At 58.7% G+C, this 23,452-nt stretch carries 19 protein-coding genes and 1 pseudogene; 4 read left to right on the forward strand and 16 right to left on the reverse strand.

Translation table 11 applies throughout. The features are described from left to right. Positions 1-73 precede the first annotated feature (73 nt). The 4 genes from HP062_RS19405 to HP062_RS19420 all read right to left on the reverse strand — a co-directional run bounded on the left by HP062_RS19405 (position 74) and on the right by HP062_RS19420 (position 5,424). Positions 74-1,171, reverse strand: a complete 1,098-nt coding sequence (locus HP062_RS19405) for a polyamine ABC transporter substrate-binding protein (RefSeq protein ID WP_077747186.1) — start codon at positions 1,169-1,171, stop codon at positions 74-76. Between the two features lie 188 nt (positions 1,172-1,359). Beyond that, the gene (locus HP062_RS19410) at positions 1,360-2,472 is read right to left on the reverse strand and encodes a polyamine ABC transporter substrate-binding protein (RefSeq protein WP_010466686.1); all 1,113 of its coding nucleotides are present in this window, start codon (positions 2,470-2,472) and stop codon (positions 1,360-1,362) included. Positions 2,473-2,641: 169 nt separating this feature from the next. After that, the gene (locus HP062_RS19415) at positions 2,642-4,006 is read right to left on the reverse strand and encodes an aspartate aminotransferase family protein (protein ID WP_010466685.1); all 1,365 of its coding nucleotides are present in this window, start codon (positions 4,004-4,006) and stop codon (positions 2,642-2,644) included. A gap of 59 nt (positions 4,007-4,065) precedes the next feature. Beyond that, positions 4,066-5,424 (reverse strand): glutamine synthetase family protein, encoded by a 1,359-nt coding sequence (locus HP062_RS19420; RefSeq protein WP_010466683.1) that lies wholly within the window; start codon positions 5,422-5,424, stop codon positions 4,066-4,068. A 696-nt stretch (positions 5,425-6,120) separates the two neighbouring features. Between HP062_RS19420 and HP062_RS19425 the strand changes: the two genes are divergently transcribed. Both HP062_RS19425 and HP062_RS19430 read left to right on the forward strand, forming a co-directional pair. Next, positions 6,121-7,497: a glutamine synthetase family protein gene (locus HP062_RS19425; protein WP_010466681.1), complete on the forward strand. Its 1,377-nt coding sequence runs from the start codon at positions 6,121-6,123 to the stop codon at positions 7,495-7,497. A gap of 263 nt (positions 7,498-7,760) precedes the next feature. Beyond that, the gene (locus HP062_RS19430) at positions 7,761-8,399 is read left to right on the forward strand and encodes a TetR/AcrR family transcriptional regulator (RefSeq protein WP_010466680.1); all 639 of its coding nucleotides are present in this window, start codon (positions 7,761-7,763) and stop codon (positions 8,397-8,399) included. Between the two features lie 202 nt (positions 8,400-8,601). On the opposite strand, the gene HP062_RS19435 is transcribed toward HP062_RS19430, so the two are convergent. From HP062_RS19435 to HP062_RS19475, 9 genes are all read right to left on the reverse strand, one after another. Next, positions 8,602-8,817 (reverse strand): molybdopterin-binding protein, encoded by a 216-nt coding sequence (locus HP062_RS19435; RefSeq protein WP_003229256.1) that lies wholly within the window; start codon positions 8,815-8,817, stop codon positions 8,602-8,604. A 107-nt stretch (positions 8,818-8,924) separates the two neighbouring features. Beyond that, entirely contained in the window at positions 8,925-9,731 is an 807-nt protein-coding gene (ssuB, locus tag HP062_RS19440) for an aliphatic sulfonates ABC transporter ATP-binding protein (RefSeq protein ID WP_010466673.1), read from the reverse strand. Continuing rightward, complete coding sequence (gene ssuC, locus HP062_RS19445) at positions 9,728-10,510, reverse strand: aliphatic sulfonate ABC transporter permease SsuC (protein ID WP_010466671.1); 783 nt, start codon at positions 10,508-10,510, stop codon at positions 9,728-9,730. The genes ssuB and ssuC overlap by 4 nt, the downstream gene beginning before the upstream one ends. A 7-nt stretch (positions 10,511-10,517) precedes the next feature. Continuing rightward, positions 10,518-11,666, reverse strand: coding sequence for an FMNH2-dependent alkanesulfonate monooxygenase (ssuD, locus tag HP062_RS19450; protein ID WP_172791892.1), 1,149 nt, complete (start codon positions 11,664-11,666; stop codon positions 10,518-10,520). A gap of 25 nt (positions 11,667-11,691) precedes the next feature. Beyond that, positions 11,692-12,657 (reverse strand): sulfonate ABC transporter substrate-binding protein, encoded by a 966-nt coding sequence (locus HP062_RS19455; protein ID WP_083375509.1) that lies wholly within the window; start codon positions 12,655-12,657, stop codon positions 11,692-11,694. A gap of 101 nt (positions 12,658-12,758) precedes the next feature. Further along, the gene (gene ssuE, locus HP062_RS19460; RefSeq protein WP_010466665.1) at positions 12,759-13,352 is read right to left on the reverse strand and encodes an NADPH-dependent FMN reductase; all 594 of its coding nucleotides are present in this window, start codon (positions 13,350-13,352) and stop codon (positions 12,759-12,761) included. 316 nt (positions 13,353-13,668) lie between these two features. Continuing rightward, positions 13,669-14,307, reverse strand: a complete 639-nt coding sequence (locus tag HP062_RS19465; RefSeq protein ID WP_172791893.1) for a peroxiredoxin — start codon at positions 14,305-14,307, stop codon at positions 13,669-13,671. A gap of 293 nt (positions 14,308-14,600) precedes the next feature. After that, entirely contained in the window at positions 14,601-15,944 is a 1,344-nt protein-coding gene (locus tag HP062_RS19470; protein WP_010466661.1) for an OprD family porin, read from the reverse strand. A 373-nt stretch (positions 15,945-16,317) separates the two neighbouring features. Next, positions 16,318-17,655 carry an OprD family outer membrane porin gene (locus HP062_RS19475; protein WP_172791894.1) on the reverse strand — a complete coding sequence of 446 codons (1,338 nt, stop codon included), beginning with the start codon at positions 17,653-17,655 and terminating at the stop codon, positions 16,318-16,320. 363 nt (positions 17,656-18,018) lie between these two features. Here HP062_RS19475 and tauA point away from each other — a divergent pair. After that, positions 18,019-18,210 (forward strand): annotated as a pseudogene (gene tauA, locus HP062_RS31520) (taurine ABC transporter substrate-binding protein); the annotation flags it as partial. A gap of 347 nt (positions 18,211-18,557) precedes the next feature. On the opposite strand, the gene argA reads toward tauA, so the two are convergent. After that, a complete protein-coding gene (gene argA / locus HP062_RS19480) occupies positions 18,558-19,856 on the reverse strand; it encodes an amino-acid N-acetyltransferase (protein ID WP_172791895.1) in 1,299 nt (432 codons plus the stop codon). 233 nt (positions 19,857-20,089) lie between these two features. Next, positions 20,090-21,259, reverse strand: coding sequence for an acetylornithine deacetylase (argE, locus tag HP062_RS19485; protein ID WP_172791896.1), 1,170 nt, complete (start codon positions 21,257-21,259; stop codon positions 20,090-20,092). Positions 21,260-21,416: 157 nt separating this feature from the next. On the opposite strand from argE, the gene HP062_RS19490 reads away from it, so the two are divergent. Then, entirely contained in the window at positions 21,417-22,784 is a 1,368-nt protein-coding gene (locus HP062_RS19490; protein WP_077747177.1) for an inorganic triphosphatase, read from the forward strand. 121 nt (positions 22,785-22,905) lie between these two features. Here the strand turns inward: HP062_RS19490 and HP062_RS19495 are convergent, their stop codons facing one another. Then, positions 22,906-23,370: an Lrp/AsnC family transcriptional regulator gene (locus HP062_RS19495; protein WP_046045137.1), complete on the reverse strand. Its 465-nt coding sequence runs from the start codon at positions 23,368-23,370 to the stop codon at positions 22,906-22,908. Between the last annotated feature and the right edge of the window lie 82 nt (positions 23,371-23,452).

The raw sequence follows: 23,452 nt of genomic DNA on the forward strand, positions 1-23,452 counted from the left end.
TTACGAAACTCCCAGAAAAAAAGAGTGCAGTTCGCTCAAGGTGAGCCAACCTTGGATAGTTTGAGCCTTGTCGCTATTTACCCGACTTGACCTTGGTCCAGCTGCGGGTCATCAAACGTTGAATGTTTGGTGGTAACTCGACGGACACATAGGTCTTGTCGAGAACGGCTTGCGGTGGATAGACCGACTCGTCGGTGCGGATGGACTGTTCCATCAACTTGTCCGAGCCAGGGTTGGGGTTCGCATAGCCAACAGAATCACTGACCTGTGCGATCACCTCGGGTTTCAACAAATAGTTGATGAAGGCGTGGGCCTCTTTGACGTTGCTCGAATCCTTCGGAATCGCAAGCATGTCGAACCACAGCGCACCGCCCTCCTTGGGAATGGTATAGGCCACATTCACGCCTTTGCCGGCCTCGGATGCCCGGGCCTTGGCCTGGAACATGTCACCGGAGAAACCGATGGCGATGCAGATGTCGCCGTTGGCGAGGTCCGCGATGTATTTGGAGGAGTGGAAGTACGTCACGTAAGGGCGCACCGCCAGCAACTTGGCTTCGGCCTTTTTGTAGTCTTCGGGGTTGGTGCTGTTAGCGTTGAGGCCCATGTAGTTGAGGACGGTGGGCATCATTTCATCGGCGGAATCGAGGAACGCGACGCCGCAAGCGTGCAGCTTCTTGATGTTCTGCGGTTCGAATACCGCGCTCCAGGAGTCGATCTTGTCGACGCCCAGTACCGCCTTGATCTTGTCGACGTTGTAACCGATGCCGTTGGTGCCCCACAGGTAAGGCACGGCGTACAAGTTGCCCGGATCGTTTTGCTCAAGACGCTTGAGCAGTACCGGATCGAGGTTGGCATAGTTAGGCAGCTTCGACTTGTCGAGCTTCTGGAAGGCGCCCGCCTTGATCTGTTTGCCCAGGAAGTGGTTGGACGGTACGACCACGTCGTAACCGGTGCGCCCGGCCAGCAACTTGCCTTCCAGGGTTTCGTTGGAATCGAAGACGTCATAAACCGGTTTGATGCCGGTCTCTTTCTGGAAGTCGGCCAGCGTCGTCGGGCCGATGTAGTCCGACCAGTTATAAATATGCACAGTGCCGGCGGCCTGGACACTGACAGCGAGTGTCAGCCCGGCGCCGACCAGCATGGCATTGCGCAACAAAGAAAAAATAGGCAAGTGGAGGTCCTCTAAAATTAGTTGGGCCCAAGTTGCCCCGCGTTACATGACAGGCATGGCTGCCCAGCAACAAAACCGGCGCGCAACTTACCCTCGAAAAACCGTTCCAGCAAAACTTTCTGTCATTTAATTACACCTGTTGCCGTCACCGCGCAGGCGACGGCAACAGGTTGTTGCCTCAAAACGGCTTATTTACCCGATTTGATCTTGGTCCAGCTGCGCGTCATGATCCGCTGGGTCGCGGCCGGCAAGTCGGCAATCGCGTACAACTTGGCCAGCACTTCTGCCGGCGGGTAGATGCCCGGGTCGGCGGTGATTTCTTTATCAACCAAGGCGGTGGCGGCCGCGTTACCGTTCGGGAAGCGCACGGCGTTGGTGATTTCAGCCATGATTTCCGGCTTCTGCAGGAAGGTCATGAACTTGTAGGCGCCTTCGACGTTTTCGGCATCTTTAGGGATGGCGACCATGTCGTAGAAGCTGCCGGCACCTTCTTTCGGAATGTTGTAGCTGACTTTCACCTTGTCACCGGCTTCAGCCGCGCGGGACTTGGCCTGGTAGATGTCACCCGAGTAACCCACAGCCACGCAGATGTTGCCGTTGGCCAGGTCGGAGATGTACTTGGACGAGTGGAAGTAGCCCACCGAAGGACGAATCTTCAGGAACAGCGCTTCGGCTTCGGCCAGTTGTTTTTTGTCCTGGCTGTCGGTTGGATAGCCCAGGTAGTGCAACGCCACCGGAATCATCTCGGTTGGCGAATCGAGGAAACTGATACCGCACGACTTCAACTTCGCGGCGTTTTCAGGTTTGAACAACAGGTCCCAGGAATTGGTTGGTGCATCGGCACCCAGTGCAGCCTTGACCTTCTCGGCGTTGAAGCCAATGCCGATCGAACCCCACATGTACGGGAACGCGTGTTCGTTGCCCGGGTCGCTCACCGACACAGCCTTGAGCAGGTCAGTGTTCAGGTTTTTCCAGTTAGGCAGCTTGGACTTGTCCAGCTTCTGGTAAACGCCGGCCTTGATCTGCTTGGCCAGAAAGTTGTTCGACGGTACGACGATGTCGTAGCCGGACTTGCCTGCCAGCAACTTGGCTTCCAGGGTTTCGTTACTGTCGAATACGTCGTAGACAACCTTGATGCCGGACTCGGTTTCGAACTTCTTGATGGTGTCCGGCGCGATGTAGTCGGACCAGTTATAGACGTGCAACACCTTGTCGTCCGCCTGAACCGCACCCGCCATTATGCCCATCAGGGACATGGCGAGAAGTGTCTTGCCAGCAAGCTTTTTTCCTAATGCCTTCATGCGTAATGCTCCAAATTTTTTCTTTTTTGAACCACTTTGTTCAGCGGCCGAATCCGGACAACTGGAACCGCGGCTAGTCTGGCAAGATCCGAGGCGGTCTTTCAAGGAAAGGCCTCCTTTAGAGCTGCTCTGAGCGAAAGTTTCATGACTCCCGCCCAGAGCCTAGCACTTAGCCCTGCAACGCACTCAGGGTCAGGTCCAGGCACTTGCGTGCCTTGGTTACCAGCTCATCGATTTCAGCCTTGGTAATCACCAGCGGCGGAGCAATGATCATGGTGTCCCCCACGGCGCGCATGATCAGGCCGTTGTCGAAGCAGAACTGGCGGCAGATCATGCCGACGCCCTTGCCTTCGTAACGCTTGCGAGTGGCCTTGTCCTGCACCAGCTCGATTGCCCCCAGCAGACCGACCCCACGCACTTCCCCCACCAACGGGTGATCGTTCAGTTCCCGTAGACGCTTTTGCAAATAGGGTGCCGTTTCGGCATGAACGCGCTCGATAATTTTTTCTTCGCGCAGGATGCGGATGTTTTCCAGTGCCACCGCCGCGGCCACCGGGTGTCCGGAATAAGTGAAACCGTGGTTGAAATCGCCACCTTCGTTGAGCACGGCGACCACTTCGTCACGCACGATCAGGCCACCCATCGGAATGTAGCCGGAGGTCAGGCCCTTGGCGATGGTCATCATGTCGGGCTTGAGGTCGTAGAAATCGGTACCGAACCACTCACCGGTGCGGCCAAAACCACAGATCACTTCGTCCGCCACGAACAGGATGTCGTACTTGGCGAGGATTTCCTTAATGCGCGGCCAGTAGGTGTCTGGCGGAATGATCACGCCGCCAGCGCCCTGGATCGGCTCGGCAATAAAGGCGCCGACATTGTCCACGCCGAGTTCCAGAATCTTTTCTTCCAACTGATTGGCCGCCCACACACCGAACTCTTCCGGTGTCATGTCGCCGCCTTCGCCGAACCAGTACGGCTGGGCGATGTGGACGATGCCAGGGATCGGCAAGTCGCCTTGTTCGTGCATGTACGTCATGCCACCCAGGCTCGCGCCGGCCACGGTGGAACCGTGATAGCCATTCTTGCGGCTGATGATGACTTTCTTCTTCGGCTGGCCCTTGATCGCCCAATAGTGGCGGACCATCCGCAGCATGGTGTCGTTGCCTTCGGACCCGGAACCGGTGAAGAACACGTGGTTCATGCCTTCCGGTGCGATGTCGGCGATGGCCTTGGCCAGTTCCAGCACCGGCGGGTGGGCCGTCTGGAAGAACAGGTTGTAGTAAGGCAGTTCGCGCATCTGTTTGCTGGCGGCATCGGCCAGTTCATCGCGACCGTAGCCAATCGCAACGCACCACAGGCCGGCCATGCCGTCGAGGATCTTGTTGCCTTCGCTGTCCCAGAGGTAAACGCCTTTGGCGCTGGTGATGATCCGCGGGCCTTTCTCTTTCAGCTGCTTGAAGTCGCTGAACGGGGCCAGGTGGTGATCGTTGCTCAGGGTTTGCCATTCACGGGTTTGCGGATTGTTGCTAGTCATACCAATCTCCAAAAAAAATCAGGTGAAAGCGCCGCCCGACAACGACGGCGCCCGGCGTATCAGACGGCGAAGAGCAGGAATTCCCGCTCCCATGAGCTGATGACGCGCTTGAAGTTTTCATGCTCGGCCCGCTTGACCGCGACGTAGCCAGTGATGAATTTCTTGCCCAGGTATTTCTCGATAGTCGCGCTGTTTTCCATGCGTTCCAGCGCGTCTTCGATGGTCAGTGGCAGGCGCAGGTTGCGGCGTTCATAGCCACGACCCACCACCGGCGCACTCGGGTTCAAGCCTTCGACCATGCCGATGTAACCGCAGAGCAGGCTCGCGGCAATCGCCAGGTACGGGTTGGCGTCGGCGCCCGGCAGGCGGTTTTCCACCCGACGGTTTTGCGGCCCGGCATCCGGAACCCGCAGGCCCACGGTACGGTTCTCTTCGCCCCACTCCACATTCACCGGTGCCGAGGTGTCCGGCAGGAAGCGGCGGAACGAGTTGACGTTGGGTGCGAACAGCGGCAACAGCTCGGGGATCAGCTTCTGCAAGCCACCGATGTGGTGCAGGAACAGCTGACTCATGGTCCCGTCTTCATTAGAGAAGACGTTCTTGCCGGTTTCGAGGTCGATGATGCTTTGGTGCAAGTGCATGGCACTGCCGGGCTCGCCGGTCATGGGTTTGGCCATGAAGGTGGCCGCCACGTCGTGCTTGAGCGCGGCTTCGCGCATGGTGCGTTTGAACACCAGGATCTGGTCGGCCAGGGACAGGGCATCGCCGTGACGGAAATTGATTTCCATCTGCGCCGTGCCGTCCTCGTGGATCAGCGTGTCGAGGTCCAGCTCCTGCAATTCGCACCAGTCGTAGACGTCCTCGAACAGCGGATCGAATTCGTTCGCGGCTTCAATGGAGAACGACTGACGACCGATTTCCGGGCGCCCGGAACGGCCGATAGGCGGTTGCAACGGGTAGTCCGGATCGTCACTGCGCTTGGTCAGGTAAAACTCCATTTCTGGCGCAACGATCGGCTGCCAGCCCTTCTCGGAATAGAGTTTGAGCACTTTCTTGAGTACGTTACGAGGCGACAGCTCAATCGGGTTGCCTTGCTTGTCATAGGTGTCATGGATCACCTGCGCGGTGGGCTCGACGGCCCAAGGCACCAGGAACACCGCGTTCTGATCGGGGCGGCAGATCATGTCGATGTCGGCCGGGTCGAGCAGTTCGTAATAGATGTCGTCTTCGACATAGTCGCCCGTCACGGTCTGCAGCAGAACGCTCTCGGGCAGGCGCATGCCTTTTTCAGCAATGAACTTGTTGGTCGGCGAAATCTTGCCCCGGGTGATCCCGGTCAAGTCGGCGATCATGCATTCGACTTCTGTGATCTTGTGGTCTTTCAACCAATCGGTGAGCTGGTCGAGGTTGTTACTCATAAATGCCTCTTAGGCTGAGTTTCCTGACTCTTATAAGTCAGGCGTTGTTTGACGCACGGGCGTCGCGTGATACAGATTGCCACTGCAATAGCCGCGCACAAGTACCCACAGGGGTAATGGCGTGGGTCAGTGAGAGCGTAGTGGAGCGTGCAGAATCATGAGCAGAAGCCGACGCGTTGGTCGGGCTGCCAGGACGAAACGGAACTATATTGGATAGAGAGGCAGTCAAGAGAATGTCGTGCAGACCGTCCAGAATATCGGACGGTGCCAGCAGGTTCGCCGGGGAAGTAAGAGTCGACGGCACGCCTTGGGCAACGCTTGCCTTGGCGTGGACGCTACGATCGCCACTGATGTGATAAGCATACAGACCGATCTGCCTTGAGCAGATGGCGACGCCGATTAACGGCAGGCGAGACATGAAGCACCCCGGTATTATTGCTGTTATGGGTTTGAATCGAGCTTAGCCTTGTTCATTTTTTTACACAACACCCCCGTAAAAAATACAACACGGCCCGCTCAAGCTCGCGGGCGCTAAAGCGCTCAAAGGCATAAAAACGCCCCAAACTGCCTCAAAAAAGCCCTACGAGCGCTTTTTTAGGGCAAAAAAGGCCTCGCTTGACTTCGGCATGCCGTTCGGGTTGACTGAAACCCGAAGAGATCAATGATTGATATTTTTAACAACAAAGGTGTTGCATCATGTCGGTACCCCCGCGTGCCGTTCAGCTTAACGAAGCGAACGCGTTCCTTAAGGAACATCCTGAGGTTCTGTACGTTGACCTTCTGATTGCGGATATGAATGGTGTGGTGCGCGGCAAGCGCATTGAACGCACCAGTCTCCACAAGGTTTACGAGAAAGGCATCAACCTGCCGGCCTCTCTATTTGCTCTGGATATCAATGGCTCGACGGTGGAAAGCACCGGCCTGGGCCTGGACATCGGTGATGCTGACCGAATCTGCTATCCAATCCCCGACACCCTGTGCAATGAGCCCTGGCAGAAGCGCCCTACTGCGCAACTGTTAATGACCATGCACGAACTCGAAGGTGAACCTTTCTTCGCGGATCCCCGTGAAGTCTTGCGTCAAGTTGTTACCAAGTTTGACGAGATGGGTTTGACCATCTGCGCCGCGTTCGAGCTTGAGTTCTACCTGATCGACCAGGAGAACGTGAACGGTCGTCCACAACCTCCGCGCTCGCCGATTTCCGGCAAACGCCCGCATTCGACCCAGGTTTACCTGATCGACGACCTCGACGAATACGTCGACTGCCTCCAGGACATTCTGGAAGGTGCGAAAGAGCAAGGCATCCCTGCCGACGCGATCGTCAAGGAAAGTGCTCCGGCGCAGTTCGAAGTGAACCTGCACCACGTGGCTGACCCGATCAAGGCCTGCGACTATGCGGTCCTGCTCAAGCGTCTGATCAAGAACATCGCCTACGACCATGAGATGGACACCACCTTCATGGCCAAACCTTATCCAGGCCAGGCGGGTAACGGTCTGCACGTCCACATCTCGATTCTTGATAAAGATGGCAAGAATATTTTTGCCAGCGAGGATCCCGAGCAGAACGCCGCACTGCGTCACGCGATCGGCGGTGTGCTCGAGACCCTACCGGCGCAGATGGCTTTCCTCTGCCCGAACGTCAACTCCTACCGTCGTTTCGGCGCACAGTTCTACGTGCCGAACTCGCCGTGCTGGGGCCTGGACAACCGTACTGTGGCGATCCGCGTACCGACCGGTTCCTCCGATGCCGTGCGCATCGAACACCGTGTGGCCGGTGCCGACGCCAACCCGTATCTGTTGATGGCTTCGGTCCTGGCAGGCGTGCATCACGGCCTGACCAACAAGATCGAGCCGGGCGCCCCCGTGGAAGGCAACTCCTACGAGCAGAACGAGCAGAGCCTGCCGAACAACCTGCGCGATGCATTGCGCGAGCTGGACGACAGCGAAGTCATGGCCAAGTACATCGATCCGAAATACATCGATATCTTCGTCGCGTGCAAAGAGAGCGAGCTGGAGGAGTTTGAACACTCCATCTCCGACCTTGAGTACAACTGGTACCTGCATACCGTGTAAGCGGTTGCCGTAAAAACAACGCCGCCGGCTATTGAAGCCTGCGGCGTTTTTTTATGGCCAACATCAAACCTGTGGCGAGGGAGCTTGCTCCCGCTGGGTTGCGAAGCGGCCCCAAAACAGTCAATTAGGTGTGTCTGACAGAACCGTATCGCTGTTACAGGGAGTCCTTCGGCCTCCAACGGGAGCAAGCTCCCTCGCCACAGGGGATATGGAACATGTGCCCGCTCTGCGTACAATGCCCGCTGCCCCGCAGGAGGACTCCAATGACGCGCACCGCCACCGTTCGCAAACCCCGCGCCCGCAGCCAGGCCCGGATCGATTCGATACTCGATGCCGCCCGCACGCTGCTGGCGGCCGAAGGCGTGGCCAGTCTGTCGATCTACAGCGTCGCCGAGCGCGCGGAGATCCCGCCCTCCTCCGTCTACCATTTCTTCGCCAGCGTCCCGGCGCTGCTTGAAGCCTTGACGGCCGACGTCCACGCCGCCTTCCGCGCCTGCCTGCAAGCGCCCATCGACCACGAAGCCCTCAACGGCTGGCGCGACCTGTCGCGAATCGTCGAGCAGCGCATGCTCGACATCTACGACGAAGACGCTGCCGCCCGTCAACTGATCCTCGCCCAGCACGGACTCACCGAAGTCACCCAGGCCGACCGTCAGCACGACATCGAACTCGGCGACCTGATGCACAAACTCTTCGATCATCACTTCGAATTGCCGAGATTGCCGACCGATGTCGATGTGTTTGCCCTGGCGATGGAGCTCGGCGACCGCGTCTACGCCCGTTCAGTGCAGCAGCATGGGCAGATCACGCCGCGCATGGCAGAGGAAGGGATGCGGGTGTTTGATGCGTACCTGGGGCTTTATCTGCCGCCGTACCTGCCGAAGCGCCCCATTCGCGCCTGATTTCTGCGGTGCCTGCAATGGCTTCTTCGCGAGCAGGCTCGCTCCCACATTGGATCTTCAGCGGGCATAGCGTCTGTGTACTGCACAACTTGCTGTGGGAGCGAGCCTGCTCGCGAAGGCCGCACCGCTAAACTCACTGATTCAAACACATAAAAAACCCCGAAGGGTTCACACCCTCCGGGGTTGTCTGCACGGCATGCCCTTACAACTTGGCGATCGACACCTCGGTGGATTTCACAAACGCGATCACTTCACTGCCGACCACCAGTTCCAGCTCTTTCACTGAACGCGTGGTGATCACCGAAGTGACGATGCCGGAAGCGGTCTGTACGTCGATTTCCGACAGCACGTCGCCCAATACGATTTCCTTGATCGAGCCTTTGAACTGGTTGCGAACGTTGATGGCTTTGATAGTCATACGATTTCTCCTGAGGTCGAAATGAGCTGCAGGTGGCAAGCTACAAGTGGCAAGTAAAAGCGCCCTGCTTCTTCTTGCAGCTTGAAGCTTGCAACTCGCCGCTGCGTCTATTGCGCCCAGCGCAATTGCGTGGGCAAGGGTGAAACAGGTTCCGGTTCCGGCGGTTGGCCGGGCAGCGCCAGCACGCGATTGAGCACTTCGGTTTCCAGCGCCGCCAGCCGATGGGAGCCGCGCACGCGTGGGCGGGGCAATTCAACGGGCAGGTCGAGGCCGACTTCGCCCTCTTCGATCAGGATCACCCGATCGGCAATCGCCACGGCTTCGCTGACGTCGTGGGTTACCAGCAACACGGTAAAGCCGTGCGTCTGCCAGAGCCGTTCGATCAACTGCTGCATTTCAATTCGGGTCAGGGCGTCCAGCGCGCCCAGGGGTTCGTCGAGCAACAGCAAGCGCGGTTGATGGATCAGCGCGCGGGCCAGGGCCACACGTTGTTTCTGGCCACCGGACAATGCGGCGGGCCATTCATTGGCGCGATCCGCCAGGCCGACCGATTCCAAGGCTTCCAGCGCTTGTGGCCGCCAGTTGCCCTTGAGCCCGAGGCCGACGTTGTCGATGACCTTTTTCCACGGCAGCAGACGCGCTTCCTGGAACATCAATCGGGTGTCTTCCCGGGCATCGTTCAGCGGCGCGGAGCCGGCGAGCAATTCACCCCCGGTGGGTTTGTCGAGACCGGCGAGCAACCGCAGCAGGGTGCTTTTGCCACAACCACTGCGACCGACCACGGCGACGAACTGACCGGCTGGAATGTGCAAATCGATCTCACGCAACACCTGCCGAGAACCAAAGGCCTTTTGCAGCTCACGCACCACCAGCGGGATTCCGCGCTGCAACCGTGGAGGTTGTTGAGCCGTCATGCCGCACCTCCTTTAACAACTTGATAGGCTGGGTGCCAGCGCAACCACACGCGCTCAAGCCCGCGGGCCGCGAGGTCGGCGAGTTTGCCGAGCACGGCGTACAGAAGAATCGCCAGCACCACCACGTCGGTCTGCAAAAACTCCCGGGCATTCATCGCCAGGTAGCCAATGCCGGCGCTCGCGGAAATGGTTTCCGCGACGATCAGCGTCAACCACATGAAGCCCAGCGCGAAGCGCACACCCACCAGAATCGAAGGCAGCGCCCCCGGCAGAATCACCTGGCGAAACAGGCTGAAACCGGACAAGCCATAACTGCGCGACATTTCCACCAACGCCGGATCGACGTTGCGGATACCGTGATAGGTGTTGAGGTAAATCGGGAACAACGTGCCCAACGCCACCAGGAAAATCTTCGCCGACTCGTCGATGCCGAACCACAGGATCACCAAGGGAATCAGCGCCAAGTGCGGCACGTTGCGGATCATCTGCACCGAACTGTCGAGCAGGCGTTCGCCCCACTTCGACAGACCGGTGATGAAACCCAAGGCCAGGCCGATGCCGCCGCCAATGGTGAAGCCCAGCGCAGCACGCCAGCCGCTGATTGCCAGGTGCGTCCAGATTTCGCCGCTGCGCACCAGGCTCACGCCGGCCTCGATGACCGCGACCGGCGCCGGCAGAATCCGTGTCGACAACCAGCCCGCCGACACTGACAACTGCCACACCGCGAGCAGCAACACCGGCAACGCCCAGGGCGCGAGGTTGTGGATAAGTCTCTTCATGCGCGCCTCAGCTCTGGGACGCGGCTTTGGGAAGAATATCGTTGGCGACCATCTCACCGAACGGGCTGACGTAATTGGCGCCTTGGGGCAGTTCCGGACGTTCGATGTCGAGGTGCGGGAACAGCAATTCCGCAACCCGGTACGACTCTTCCAGGTGTGGATAACCGGAGAAGATGAAGGTATCGATGCCCAGGTCCGCGTATTCCTTCACGCGGGCAGCCACGGTCGGACCATCACCCACCAGCGCCGTACCGGCACCGCCACGTACCAGGCCGACACCGGCCCACAGGTTGGGGCTGACTTCCAGTTTGTCGCGGCTGCCGCCATGCAGCGCGGCCATGCGTTGCTGGCCGACCGAATCGAACCGGGCCAGAGAAGCCTGGGCTCGGGCGATGGTTTCATCGTCGAGATGGGAGATCAGCCGATCCGCCGCTTGCCAGGCTTCGGCATTGGTTTCTCGGACGATCACGTGCAAGCGAATGCCGAAACGCACGGTGCGACCCAGCTTCGCGGCTTTGGCTCGCACTTGTTCAATCTTCTCGGCGACGGCGGCCGGTGGCTCGCCCCAGGTCAGGACCATTTCCACCTGCTCGGCCGCGAGGTCTTGCGCCGCTTCCGACGAACCGCCGAAGTACAGCGGCGGACGCGGTTGCTGGATCGGTGGATAGAGCAACTTGGCGCCTTTCACGCTGATGTGCTGACCGTCGTAATCAACGGTTTCGCCTTCCAGTACGCGACGCCAGATGCGGGTGAATTCCACCGAAGCTTGATAGCGCTCTTCGTGAGTCAGGAACAAACCGTCGCCGGCCAATTCTTCCGGATCACCGCCGGTGACCAGGTTGAACAACGCACGGCCGCCGGACAGGCGATCCAGAGTCGCCGCCTGACGCGCGGCCACCGTCGGGGAAATGATCCCGGGGCGCAGCGCGACAAGGAATTTCAAACGCTGAGTCACTGGAATCAGCGACGCCGCCACCAGCCACGAGTCTTCGCAGGAGCGACCGGTGGGAATCAACACCCCACCGAAGCCCAGGCGATCCGCCGCCTGGGCGATTTGTTGCAGGTAACCGTGGTCGACGGCGCGGGCGCCTTCGGCGGTGCCAAGGTAATGGCCATCGCCGTGGGTAGGCAGGAACCAGAAAATATTGAGGCTCATGGAGTGGTCTCCTTGGGGAATCGAATTACTGCGCTTTGGCAACGGCTGCCGGTGGCGTCCAGATCACGTCTTTGATGCTCAACGGTTTCGGGATCAGCTTGAGCTGGTAGAAGCTGTCGGCGATTTTCTGTTGGGCGGCGACCACTTCAGGCGTGAGGAACAACGCGCCGTAACCCTGACGCTTCATCGAGGTCAGGGTGATGTCCGCCGGCAAGCCGAGCAGTGGCGAAACCTGTTGAGTCACCTCGACTGGATTGGCCTTGGACCACTCGCCGACGGCGCGCACTTCTTCCACGAGGGTCTTGATCACCTCAGGGTTTTTCTGTGCGTAAGGCTTGGTCGCCAGATAGAACTGGTGGTTGTCGACGATGCCCTGGCCATCGCGCAGGGTGCGCGCTTGCAGTTGCTGTTCGGCGGCAGCCTGGTACGGGTCCCAGATCACCCACGCATCGACGCTGCCACGCTCGAACGCAGCGCGGGCATCGGCCGGCGGCAGGAATACGGTCTGGATGTCGGTGTATTTGAGGCCGGCGTCTTCCAGTGCGCGGACCAGCAAGTAGTGGACGTTGGAGCCTTTGTTCAGGACGACTTTCTTGCCCTTGAGGTCCTGCACCGATTTGATCGGTGAATCCTTCGGCACCAGGATCGCTTCGCTGTGTGGCGCTGGCGGTTCGTAGGCGACGTAGAGCAGATCGGCGCCGGCGGCTTGAGCAAAGACTGGTGGGGTTTCGCCGGTGACGCCGAAGTCGATCGAGCCGACGTTCAGGCCTTCAAGCAATTGCGGGCCGCCGGGGAATTCAGTCCATTGCACGTCCACGCCTTGGGCGGCGAGGCGTTTTTCCAACGTGCCTTTGGCTTTGAGCAGCACCAGGGTGCCGTACTTTTGATAACCGATTCGCAACGTCTCGGCTTGAGCTTGAGTAATGGCGCCGAAGGTGACAGCCGCTGCAAACAGAGCGACCAGACCACGACGCAAAATGACAGTGCGCATGGCGCTCTCCTTTTTGCAGTTGGGTTTTGGCTGCACCTGCTTGCCCGTTAGCGGGCGAGTAAGGCCAGTACATCAATTTCAGGTGTGGCTTTAGTGCTGACTTAAATGCTCCAGCGAGCACTCAACAAACGTTCATTCAACAGCTTCGGATCGATCGGCTTGGGCCGTCGGGCCATGGCGCTGAAAAACAGCTCCAGCGATTCCTTCAGTCGTTGTTCCAGCTCTGGTGCCAACTGCGCCTGGGCGCTGCCTTCGCCGTAAGCGATCTGGCTGTCTACCGCGAAAACCCCATGGAGCATTTCCTGGGCTTTCAACGCCGACAGCACCGGCTTGAGCGCGTAATCCACCGCCAGCATGTGGGCGATACTGCCGCCGGTCGCCATGGGCAAAACCACTTTGTGGTCCAACGCGCGCTCGGGCAGCAAATCCAGCACGGTTTTCAGTGCGCCGGAGAACGACGCCTTGTAGACCGGAGTGGCGATCAACAGGCCATCGGCATTTTCAATCTGTTGCAGCAGGTCGATCACCTTCGGGCTGTCGAAGCGTGCATGAAGCAAGTCTTCGGCCGGGAAGTCCCGCACCTGGTAACTCACCACTTCCACACCCTGCTCCTGCAACCAGCGTTGGGAGCGCTCCAGCAGCACCCCGGAGCGGGAGCGTTGGCTGGGACTGCCACCGAGTGAGACGACCAGCATTCAAATGATTCCTTGCACGATGTTGGCGATTCACGGTTTGCGATCTCGCTGTAATGGAGATGACCTTAACAGGTGATTGTTATATCTATAAATCATATTTATTCATTTGGTTATGCACATTGGATATATAAAAAGACACTTCCTGCGGGCGAAAAAAAGGCCGTCGAAACGGCCTGAAATCCCCTGCTTTATGGATACGGTTCAATCTTTCTGCGGTGCCTGCAATTCCGTCATCGCGAGCAGGCTCGCTCCCACAGTGGATAGCGTTCTACCTGCTCATGATGGCGATACCAGCCACACCGAAAATGTTGATGGCTTACCTGTTGGGCTGCGGCGTCAGGCGCAGGTACGGTTTCACCGCGCGGTAACCCTTGGGAAAGCGCTGCTTGATTTCGTCTTCGTCCTTGAGCGACGGCACGATCACCACTTCATCACCGTCCTGCCAGTTGGCCGGGGTGGCCACCTTGTAGTTGTCGGTAAGTTGCAGCGAGTCGATCACCCTCAGGATCTCGTGAAAATTGCGCCCGGTACTCGCCGGGTAGGTGATGGTCAGCCGAATCTTTTTGTTCGGGTCGATCACGAATAGCGAGCGCACGGTCAGGGTGTCATTGGCGTTCGGGTGGATCAGGTCATAGAGGTCGGAGACCTTGCGGTCCGCGTCGGCCAGGATCGGGAAATTGACGAGTGTGTTCTGGGTTTCATTGATGTCCTCGATCCACTTGTGATGCGAGTCCACCGGGTCCACGGACAGGGCGATGGCTTTGACGCCGCGATTGGAAAACTCATCCTTGAGCTTGGCAGTGAAGCCCAGTTCGGTGGTGCACACCGGCGTGAAGTCCGCCGGATGGGAAAACAGCACGCCCCAGCTATCGCCCAGCCATTCGTGGAAACGGAGGGTGCCGGCGCTGGAATCCTGTTCGAAGTCGGGGGCGATATCGCCCAGTCTGAGGCTCATGGTGCTGCTCCTGATGAGTGCTTGTCGGGCTCAACTTTGCCTGTGTTCCTTATGAATTAAAAAGAATAAATATCGATGAATTTAGATCATAAATGAATATTAAATATCTCTTCACTGGACCTCCACGAACATCAGGACGAACATCGCCGACAAGGTTCGAGAAGGCCTTGAGTTGCTGCAAAGAGGGAGTTTTCACGGCGGGATTACGGGGGTGACCCCGCCTTGAAAACGCAAAAGCCCCGCCCGGCGAGATGCCGGGCGGGGCTTTTTTTTCAGCGGTTACGCGAGCGCTGTTACAACAGCGGGATCGAGTAGCTGACGATCAGACGGTTTTCGTCCTGGGAGCGAACGCCCGGGATGTTGGTGCGCCAGGTGGCGTTTTTCCACATCAAGCCAACGTTCTTCAACGGGCCTTCCGGTACGACGTAACCGACAGTCAGGTCGCGTTCCCACTCGGTGCTGTTATTACCGGCTGCAGCAGTAGAGGTGCGATTGGTGTCGATATCGTCGCCACGCAGATAAACCATACCAGCGGTCAAGCCAGGCACGCCGACTTTGGCGAAGTCAAACGAGTAGCGAGCTTGCCAGGTGCGCTCGCCGGCACGGCCGAACTTCTGGATTTGCATGTCGGTGATGGTGTAGTTCGACGAACCGTCGCCCTGGTTCAGCCAAGGGAAGTCGCTGCTGCCGTTGCTGACCTGATAGCCACCACCGAAGGTGTGACCGGCAACGGTGTACAGGAACAAGCCGCTGTACAGATTGTTGTCGACCTTGCCTTTGCCATTGGAGGTGCTGCTGTAGTTGCCGGAGCTGTAGTACAGCGGGTCGTGACCGTTTGCGCCGTCATCCGAGCTGTTGAAGTAGCGCAAGTCAGACTTCAACACGCCAGGGCCGATAGCCCAGTTGTGTACCAGACCCAGGAAGTGCTGCTTGTAGAAGTCTTCCAGATTGCCGTAGTAGTACTGGGCAGTCAGGTCTTTGGTGATTTTGTAATCACCACCGGCATAGATGAACTTGTTGCTGTCGCGGCCGCTGGCGGTACGAGCGTTGGCGCCGCCGATGCTCAGCTGCTCATTGTTGCTGGAGTTACGTCCCTTCACGGCTTCGATCTGACCGCCAACCAGCGTCAGGTCCTTGATCTCGCCGGAAGTGATCTGACCACCCTGCCAGGTTTGTGGCAGCAGACGACCGTCGTTGGTCACGATAACCGGGTTCTTTGGCTGCAACGTGCCCAGCTTCAGTTCGGTCTGGGAGATCTTGGCTTTTGCAGTCAGGCCCAGGCTGGAGAAGTTATCAACTGCTTCGCCGTTGGACTCGCTTGGGAATACTGTGCCGCCGTACGAGTTATTGCTGGCACCGTTGGTACCACCGCCCGAATCCAGACGCACGCCCAACAGGCCGATCGCATCGATACCGAAGCCGACAGTGCCTTGGGTGTAACCGGAGATGAAACGCAGGTCGAAGCCTTGGCCCCACTCTTCGTTTTTGTTCGCGCCCGAACCATCACGGTTATCGGTGTTGATGTAGAAGTTACGCAGACCCAGAGTGGCCTTGCTGTCTTCGATGAAACCGGCGGCGCTTGCCTGCTGCGCCAAAACCCCTACGGCCACGGCCAGGGCCAAGGTGGACTTGTTCATTTGTTTCGCTCCTATCGTTTCTAATTTTTTATGCTTCTGGTCCCGGGTCGGATGCCCTGGATCCTGAAAAGCGCGGTTAGCGCCAGACCGCATGTCAACGTGACAACGCGCATCTACGGTCGCGGCCTACCCGCTGTGATTTTTTGGGGGGCGCATGGTAAAACCGAAAAACATTTATTTCATTATTTTTAATGCCATTTCGGAATATAGCTATGCGCACCGAACACAGGGTATCGGCTCCTTGGCTTGCCACTTTAGGCGCCCGGATAAAAATCCAAAAAGAATAATAAATTACTATTTAAGATCTATTTGGAATATCAAATAAAACGCGAAAAAAAGCCCCGCCCTGAGGCGAGGCTATTTCTGGTGGGTGTTACAGGAAGCTGTAGGTGTAGTTGAAGATCAGGCGGGTCTGGTCCTGATCAAGGGTGCTGGTGTTGCCGCGATACATACCGTGACGCAGCGTCGTGCCAAACCCTTTAAGCGGACCCGTTTGAATCACGTAATCCACACGCAGGTCGGTTTCCCGCTCGTTCAGGTCCTTACCCACACCGCTGGTGGCCTTGATGTCCTGGCCATACAAGTAAGCAGCCGAAGCTTTCAAGCCTGGCACACCCAACGAAGCGAAGTCATAGGAATACTGGCCATACGAGGTATTTTCACCGGCACGGATAAAGCTGCCGACCGTGGCGTCGGTGAACGAGTAGAAGCTGGCGCCGCCAGCACCTTCGTTGCGCCCTCTGCCGTCAACCACGTTGCCCTGGTTCAGGAAAACGAAGCCGCCGTCATCGCTGACACGCTGATGCCCGAGCAGAAACGCGCTGCCACCCAGGGTATAGGTGAATGTGGCGCTCCAGGTCTTGTTATCGACCACGCCCCTTTCCTTGGCGTAGCCGCTGTTGTTGTTGAACTGGTAGCCGGCGTCGCCGTTCTTGCCGTCGGAGCTGCTGTCGAAGTAACGAAGATCGGTCTTGAACGACTGGTTCGGAGCGATCGGGTAGACGTGCACCAGGCCGAGGAAATTCTGCTTGTAGTAGTTTTCCAGGTTCGCGTAGTAGTACTGCAGCGTCAGCTCTTTGGTGACCGCCCAGTCTGCACCGGCGTAGCGGAACTGGTTACTGTCCTGAGTGCCACCCGCCACGGCCAGGCCAGTGCTGTTGGAGGATGCACGACCTGTCGCATGCTCCAACTGACCTACGTTAAAGGTGAAGTTGTCGATTTCCTTCGAGGTGATGGTGCCACCTTCGAAGGTCTGTGGCAGCACGCGGCTGTCGTTCGCAATCAGGATCGGCATGTTTGGTTGCAGGGCGCCACCGTAGTGGGCCTCTGTCTTCGAGAATCGTGCCTTGACGTTGGCCGCCGCACGGCTCCACGAGCTCTCTGCCGAACCATCGGAGTCGCTAGGGCTGAAGGAGTTATTGTCAGGGTGATGGCCCTTGCCACCGTCCAGATGGAGACCGACCATTGCCTGGGCGTCGATACCGAAACCTACGACACCTTGAGTGAAGCCCGACTTGTAATCGAACTTCAGACCCTCGGCAGCCTCTCGCTGCCGGTTAGCAGGAGTCTTGGCACCTTCACGGTTGTCAGCGTCGTAGTAAAAGGTACGAGAACTGACGGATGCCTTGCTGTCTTCGATAAAACCCGCGGCGCCTGCTTGCTGCGCCAAAACCCCTACGGCCACGGCCAAGGCCAAGGTGGACTTGTTCATTGTTTTAGCTCCTCTCGTTTCTAATTCTTGTATTCCTGGCCCTGAGTCGAATGCCCGGGATCCTAAGATGCGCGATTAGCGCCAGACCGTGACTCACAAGTCAATCGTAACTATGTGTGTCTACGACCATGGTCTAATCCCCGTTTTTTTTGGTCCTTGCAGGGTCGTGCGTTCGTCACAAACCCAAAAAGAATTGGTCTGTTCTTTTTAATACCTTTTAGGAATGAAGCTCCGCTCCATTCCTCGTCCCGGGCCAGAGCGGCTGGCTCGAAAATTAATTCCTAAAAGGTATTTTTTAGCGGTTTTTTAGATCGATCAGCTTTGACGCCATTCGGAAACAATCCCCTCCCGAAAGGCCACGCCATGACGACCAAACGCGCACTATCCAGACCAATTGTTACAGTTTGTGTATCGCTATTATTTTTCACTCAGCGTTCAAACGGCGAACCTCACGGTCGGTTATCAAACCGGTATCGACCCCAGCAAAGCCCCCCAAGCGGACGGTGTTTACGAAAAGACCATGGGTGGAAAATCGACTGGCGCCGTTTCAGGGCCTGGATGCCTCGAAGGTCAAAGTGGTGAACGGCAACCGGCGGAAATCGCTGCCGCCTGCAAGCGTGGCGCTGCTGGACGGCGGCACGGCCAAGGCCATTGGCGAGACGGCGAAGTTCTTGAAGGAGCAAGGGAAGGGTCGAGACGGTGCTGCCGGATTATTCGGCGTATGTCAGCGCGAAGTTCGTGCAGGAGTAACACAAACCCTGTGGCGAGGGAGCTTGCTCCCGCTGGGCTGCGGAGCGCCCCCAAACCCGATAAACGCGTTATGTCTGATAGACCGAGTTGCCGGGTTTGGGAGTCCTTCGGCCTCCGGCGGGAGCAAGCTCCCTCGCCACAAAAGCCCGCAGTTACAGGGATTTTTCGAAGATCTTCGAATTACGCTGATAGTTGTACAGCGACGCTCGCGCCGACGGCAGGCGTTCGACGCTGCTCGGCACGAACCCGCGTTCGCGGAACCAGTGAGCGGTCCGGGTCGTCAGCACGAACAGGGTTTTCAAGCCCTGGGCCCGGGCGCGGGTCTCGATGCGCTCCAACAGCTCATCACCGCGACCGCCGTGGCGGTATTCCGGGTTGACCGCCAGACACGCCAACTCGCCAGCGTCCGAATCGGCAATCTGATACAACGCCGCACAAGCGATGATCATGCCTTCGCGCTCAACCACGCTGAACTGCTCAATCTCGCGCTCCAGCACCTCGCGGGAACGACGCACCAGAATCCCTTGCTCTTCCAGCGGGCTGATCAGGTCCAGCAAACCACCGACATCTTCGATGGCCGCTTCGCGCACGATCTCGAATTGCTCCTGGGCCACTAGCGTACCGCCACCGTCGCGGGTGAACAGCTCGGTCAGCAGCGCACCGTTTTCGGCATAGCTGACGATATGGCTGCGGGCAACGCCGCCCCGGCACGCTTCAGCCGCGGCATCCAGCAGTTCCGCCTGATAGTTGCTGCCCAGACGCTGCAAATGCGCCGGGACTTGTTGCGGACGCAGCTCACGCACCAGCCGACCGTTTTCATCGATCAAGCCAAGGTCAGCACCAAACAGCAGCAGTTTGTCCGCACCCAGGTCGATGGCCGCGCGCGTGGCAACGTCTTCGCAGGCGAGGTTGAAAATCTCCCCGGTCGGCGAGTAGCCCAATGGCGACAGCAGCACGATGGAGCGCTCGTCCAGCAGGCGATTGATGCCCTTGCGGTCAACCCGGCGCACTTCGCCGGTGTGGTGATAGTCGACGCCTTCCAGTACGCCGATCGGCCGTGCCGTCACCAGGTTGCCGCTGGCCACCCGCAGGCGCGAGCCCTGCATCGGCGACGAGGCCATGTCCATCGACAGCCGCGCTTCGATGGCGATGCGCAGCTGGCCGACCGCATCGATCACACACTCCAGGGTCGCGGCATCGGTGATGCGCATCCCGTGGTGGTAATGCGGGGTCAGGCCGCGTGCGGCGAGGCGGGTTTCGATTTGCGGACGGGAACCGTGAACCAGCACCAGGCGCACGCCGAGGCTATGCAGCAGCACCAGGTCGTGGACGATGTTGCCGAAATTCGGATGCTCAACGCCGTCGCCGGGCAGCATGACGACGAAGGTGCAATCGCGGTGAGCGTTGATGTAAGGCGAAGCGTGACGAAGCCAATTAACGTATTCGGGCATGAACCTGGGCCTGTAATAAATAGCAGCCAAAAAATGGGCGAAACTGAAAACGCACAGCGGGCTGATGGTTATCGTCGGAACAGGCTTGGCGACACGCGCGCTCTCCTCATGAATACGGGTTGGGACACTGGCATTTTACACCTGTGGGAGCCGGCTTGCTGGCGATGCAGGCGCCGTGGTTCATCAGGTGAACCGCGTCATCGTTCATCGCCAGCAAGCCGGCTCCTACAGGTTCAACCAGCTGACATTGGCGTTTGGGCCGGTGTCAGGCAGTAATGTTCAATCAATTGACGTAATAGATGCACGGTAGGCTGCAAACGTGACATTTCGAGGTATTCACCCGGTTGGTGCGCACAGGCGATATCACCCGGGCCGAGTACCAGCGTTTCGCAGCCAAGACGCTGAAGATAAGGCGCTTCGGTGCCGAACGCCACTGCTTCGGCGCGATGGCCGGTGAGCTTTTCGGCGACCCGGACCAATTCGGCGTCCTCGGCCTGCTCGAACGGCGGCACTTCGGGGAACAGCGGCGCGTAATTGATCTTCACCTGATGGCGTTCGGCAATCGGGTTGAGCCGCTGCAGAATGGCCGCGCGCAGGGCTTTGGGGTCCATGCCCGGCAACGGCCGCAAGTCGAATTCCAGTGAACACTGGCCGCAGATGCGGTTGGGATTGTCGCCGCCATGGATACAGCCGAAGTTCATGGTCGGTGTCGGCACGCCGAATTGCGGATTGCGGAATTCACGCTGCCACAACAGGCGCAGGCCACGCAGCTCGCCGATGGCATCGTGCATGGCCTCAAGGGCGCTATGTCCCAGGCGCGGGTCCGAGGAATGGCCGCTCTGCCCGAGGATGTCGATGCGCTCCATCATGATGCCTTTGTGCATGCGGATCGGCTTCAGTCCGGTCGGCTCGCCAATCACCGCCGCACGCCCCAGCGGACGGCCGGCTTCGGCCAGGGCACGAGCGCCGGACATCGAGCTTTCTTCATCGCACGTGGCGAGGATCAGCAGCGGTTGCTTGAAAGGCTGATCGAGCAGCGGAATCACCGCCTCGATGGCCAGGGCGAAAAAGCCTTTCATGTCGCAACTGCCAAGGCCCACCCAGCGGCCGTCGACTTCGGTCAGTTTCAGCGGATCGGTCTGCCACAGTGCGCCATCGAACGGCACCGTATCGCTATGCCCGGCCAGCACCAGGCCACCGGGGCCGGAGCCGAAACTGGCCAGCAAGTTGAACTTGCCGGGGCTGACCTGCTGGATGTCGCAGGCGAACCCCAGGTCACCGAGCCACGTCACCAGCAAGTCGATGACCGGACGGTTGGATTGATCAAGGCTTGGCTGGGTACAGCTGACCGTCGGCGCAGCAATCAGCGCAGCGAACTGATCTTTCATGGACGGCAAAGGCATCGCTGACTCCAACTCGCGAATTGAAGACCATCATAGAACCATCTGGCGACAGGAATAAACCGCCGCGGCACGTAGGACTAAGGAGTCCTGTACACTGCACGGCCTTGGCAGCCACACATTTCCCCCGGCTGCGCTCCCGATCCTGGATTTTCCGGCCATGCAGAAAGAAACCGAAATCAAACTCCGCGTCAGCCGCGAAACCCTCGCAGCCCTGCGCGAGCACCCGCTCCTGAAAAAACGCAACAAAAGTGGCTGGGAACGCCGTGAGTTGATGAACCAATACTTCGACACGCCTGAGCGCGACCTGGCCCGCGCCAAGGTTGCCCTGCGCCTGCGCAAGGACGGCGAAGAAGTGATTCAGACCCTCAAGACCCGAGGCCAGAGCGTCGCCGGTCTGTCCGAGCGTAACGAATACGACTGGAACCTGCCCAAAGCCAAGCTCGACGTGAAAAAACTCGACGGCGAATGCTGGCCAGAAGAATTGGCCGAGCTGGACAAGAAAACCCTGAAACCGATCTTCACCACCGATTTCGTTCGCGAACGCGCTGAAATCGCCTGGGGCCGCGGCAAGACCAAAGTGGTCATCGAAGCCGCGCTGGACCTGGGCCACGTGGTGGTCGGCAAGCAGAAAGAAGAAATCTGCGAGCTGGAACTGGAACTGCGCGAAGGCGAGCCGGCTGCCCTGCTGGAACTGGCCGCCGAACTGGCCGCGACCCTGGCCCTGATGCCGTGTGACATCAGCAAGGCCGAGCGCGGTTATCGCTTGTACGACGCCAACAGCTATTCGTTGAGCCTGCCGGCACCGCAAATCACCGCTGAAACGCCGCTGGACGATGCATTCGCCGCGCTGAGCTGGCATTTGCTGAGCAGCAGCCAGCGTCTGGCCGAGCAGTATCGCTTCAATGGCCACTGGCGCTTGTTGCAGGACTGGGTCGAGAACCTGGCCGAATTGCGTGCCTTGCTGAGCAGCCTGGGCCAGGCCGCACCGCGTCAGTCGACTCACGATCTGCGCGTTGCTCTGGATGCATTGCTCGAAGACTGGCGCCCGCTGGTGCAAGCCGGTATCGACGACGAAGACGTGCGCAAAGCCGCGCCGGAGCAATTCCTCGAAGAACTGGAAGACCCGCGCTGGGGCTTGTTCTCGCTGAACACGTCGCGTTGGTTGCTGGCCCGCACCTGGGCAGCTGATCGCAACGTCCGTGGCAATCGCCAGGGTGCTGCGCAGTTGGGTAGCTGGTTGCCGCGTTTGCTGGGTGAAGAAGCGACCTCCCTGCAATTGCAGCGTTATCAGCAACAGCCGGAAGACCTGGCCGAGCAACTGCCGCGCATCGAGCGCATCCAGGCCTGGCTGCACCATGCCCGTGGCGTGCTGGACATTCCGGAAATGGACCGCCTGTACGGCGAGCTGAAGCAGCTTGCCCAATTGGCGAACGAGCCGATCACCGATGAATCGCTGGATGCGCGCAAGCAGCAGGCCATTGCGGTTTATCAGAATCGTGCCTGGAAAATGCTGCTGCGTATGTAACACCGCCTTCGCGGGCAAGCCTCGCTCCTACAGTATTTTCGTTGACCCCAATTCGGCGGCCGACTCAAACCTGTAGGAGCGATGCTTGCCCGCGAAGAGGCCAGCACATTCACCGCATACCCTAGACAGGCAAACTCGTCGTCGACTTGATCTCCGACAACGCCACAATCGAGTTCACTTCCTGAATCCCCGGCACCATCGACAGCTTTTCAAAGAAAAACCGCTCATACGCCTCGATGTCCGCCGTGACGATCCGCAGCAAAAAATCCACCGACCCCATCAGCACATAACACTCCAGCACCTCGGGAAAGCCGCGAATCGCCTCGGTAAACTCAGTGAAGTTCGAACGCCCGTGCGCGTTGAGTTTGATCTCGGCAAAGATCTGCGTGTTAAGCCCGATCTTCTTCCGGTCGAGCAACGTCACCTGCCCGCGAATGATCCCCTCCTCCTTCATCCGCTGAATCCGCCGCCAGCACGGCGACTGCGAGAGCCCTACCTGCTCGGCAATCTGTGCGCTGGACAGCGAAGCGTCTTCTTGCAGCAACGCGAGAATCTTGCGGTCGTAGCCATCCAGCTCGCTGTGCATAAATAAACCCGTAATTGATAGATGGCCAAATCAAACAATTCGAAAAATAGCCAACAAGCCCCATCATAGATAAGAAATGCCC

This window comes from Pseudomonas sp. B14-6 (assembly GCF_013260315.1).
GTDB lineage: Bacteria > Pseudomonadota > Gammaproteobacteria > Pseudomonadales > Pseudomonadaceae > Aquipseudomonas > Aquipseudomonas mandelii.

Bases quoted from the DNA above. Each gene is read 5' to 3' on its own strand.
- HP062_RS19410 (WP_010466686.1), bottom strand. From the start codon at position 2,472: ATGAAGGCATTAGGAAAAAAGCTTGCTGGCAAGACACTTCTCGCCATG.
- HP062_RS19415 (WP_010466685.1), bottom strand. From the start codon at position 4,006: ATGACTAGCAACAATCCGCAAACCCGTGAATGGCAAACCCTGAGCAAC.
- HP062_RS19420 (WP_010466683.1), bottom strand. From the start codon at position 5,424: ATGAGTAACAACCTCGACCAGCTCACCGATTGGTTGAAAGACCACAAG.
- HP062_RS19425 (WP_010466681.1), top strand. From the start codon at position 6,121: ATGTCGGTACCCCCGCGTGCCGTTCAGCTTAACGAAGCGAACGCGTTC.
- HP062_RS19430 (WP_010466680.1), top strand. From the start codon at position 7,761: ATGACGCGCACCGCCACCGTTCGCAAACCCCGCGCCCGCAGCCAGGCC.
- HP062_RS19435 (WP_003229256.1), bottom strand. From the start codon at position 8,817: ATGACTATCAAAGCCATCAACGTTCGCAACCAGTTCAAAGGCTCGATC.
- ssuB (WP_010466673.1), bottom strand. From the start codon at position 9,731: ATGACGGCTCAACAACCTCCACGGTTGCAGCGCGGAATCCCGCTGGTG.
- ssuC (WP_010466671.1), bottom strand. From the start codon at position 10,510: ATGAAGAGACTTATCCACAACCTCGCGCCCTGGGCGTTGCCGGTGTTG.
- ssuD (WP_172791892.1), bottom strand. From the start codon at position 11,666: ATGAGCCTCAATATTTTCTGGTTCCTGCCTACCCACGGCGATGGCCAT.
- HP062_RS19455 (WP_083375509.1), bottom strand. From the start codon at position 12,657: ATGCGCACTGTCATTTTGCGTCGTGGTCTGGTCGCTCTGTTTGCAGCG.
- ssuE (WP_010466665.1), bottom strand. From the start codon at position 13,352: ATGCTGGTCGTCTCACTCGGTGGCAGTCCCAGCCAACGCTCCCGCTCC.
- HP062_RS19465 (WP_172791893.1), bottom strand. From the start codon at position 14,307: ATGAGCCTCAGACTGGGCGATATCGCCCCCGACTTCGAACAGGATTCC.
- HP062_RS19470 (WP_010466661.1), bottom strand. From the start codon at position 15,944: ATGAACAAGTCCACCTTGGCCCTGGCCGTGGCCGTAGGGGTTTTGGCG.
- HP062_RS19475 (WP_172791894.1), bottom strand. From the start codon at position 17,655: ATGAACAAGTCCACCTTGGCCTTGGCCGTGGCCGTAGGGGTTTTGGCG.
- argA (WP_172791895.1), bottom strand. From the start codon at position 19,856: ATGCCCGAATACGTTAATTGGCTTCGTCACGCTTCGCCTTACATCAAC.
- argE (WP_172791896.1), bottom strand. From the start codon at position 21,259: ATGCCTTTGCCGTCCATGAAAGATCAGTTCGCTGCGCTGATTGCTGCG.
- HP062_RS19490 (WP_077747177.1), top strand. From the start codon at position 21,417: ATGCAGAAAGAAACCGAAATCAAACTCCGCGTCAGCCGCGAAACCCTC.
- HP062_RS19495 (WP_046045137.1), bottom strand. From the start codon at position 23,370: ATGCACAGCGAGCTGGATGGCTACGACCGCAAGATTCTCGCGTTGCTG.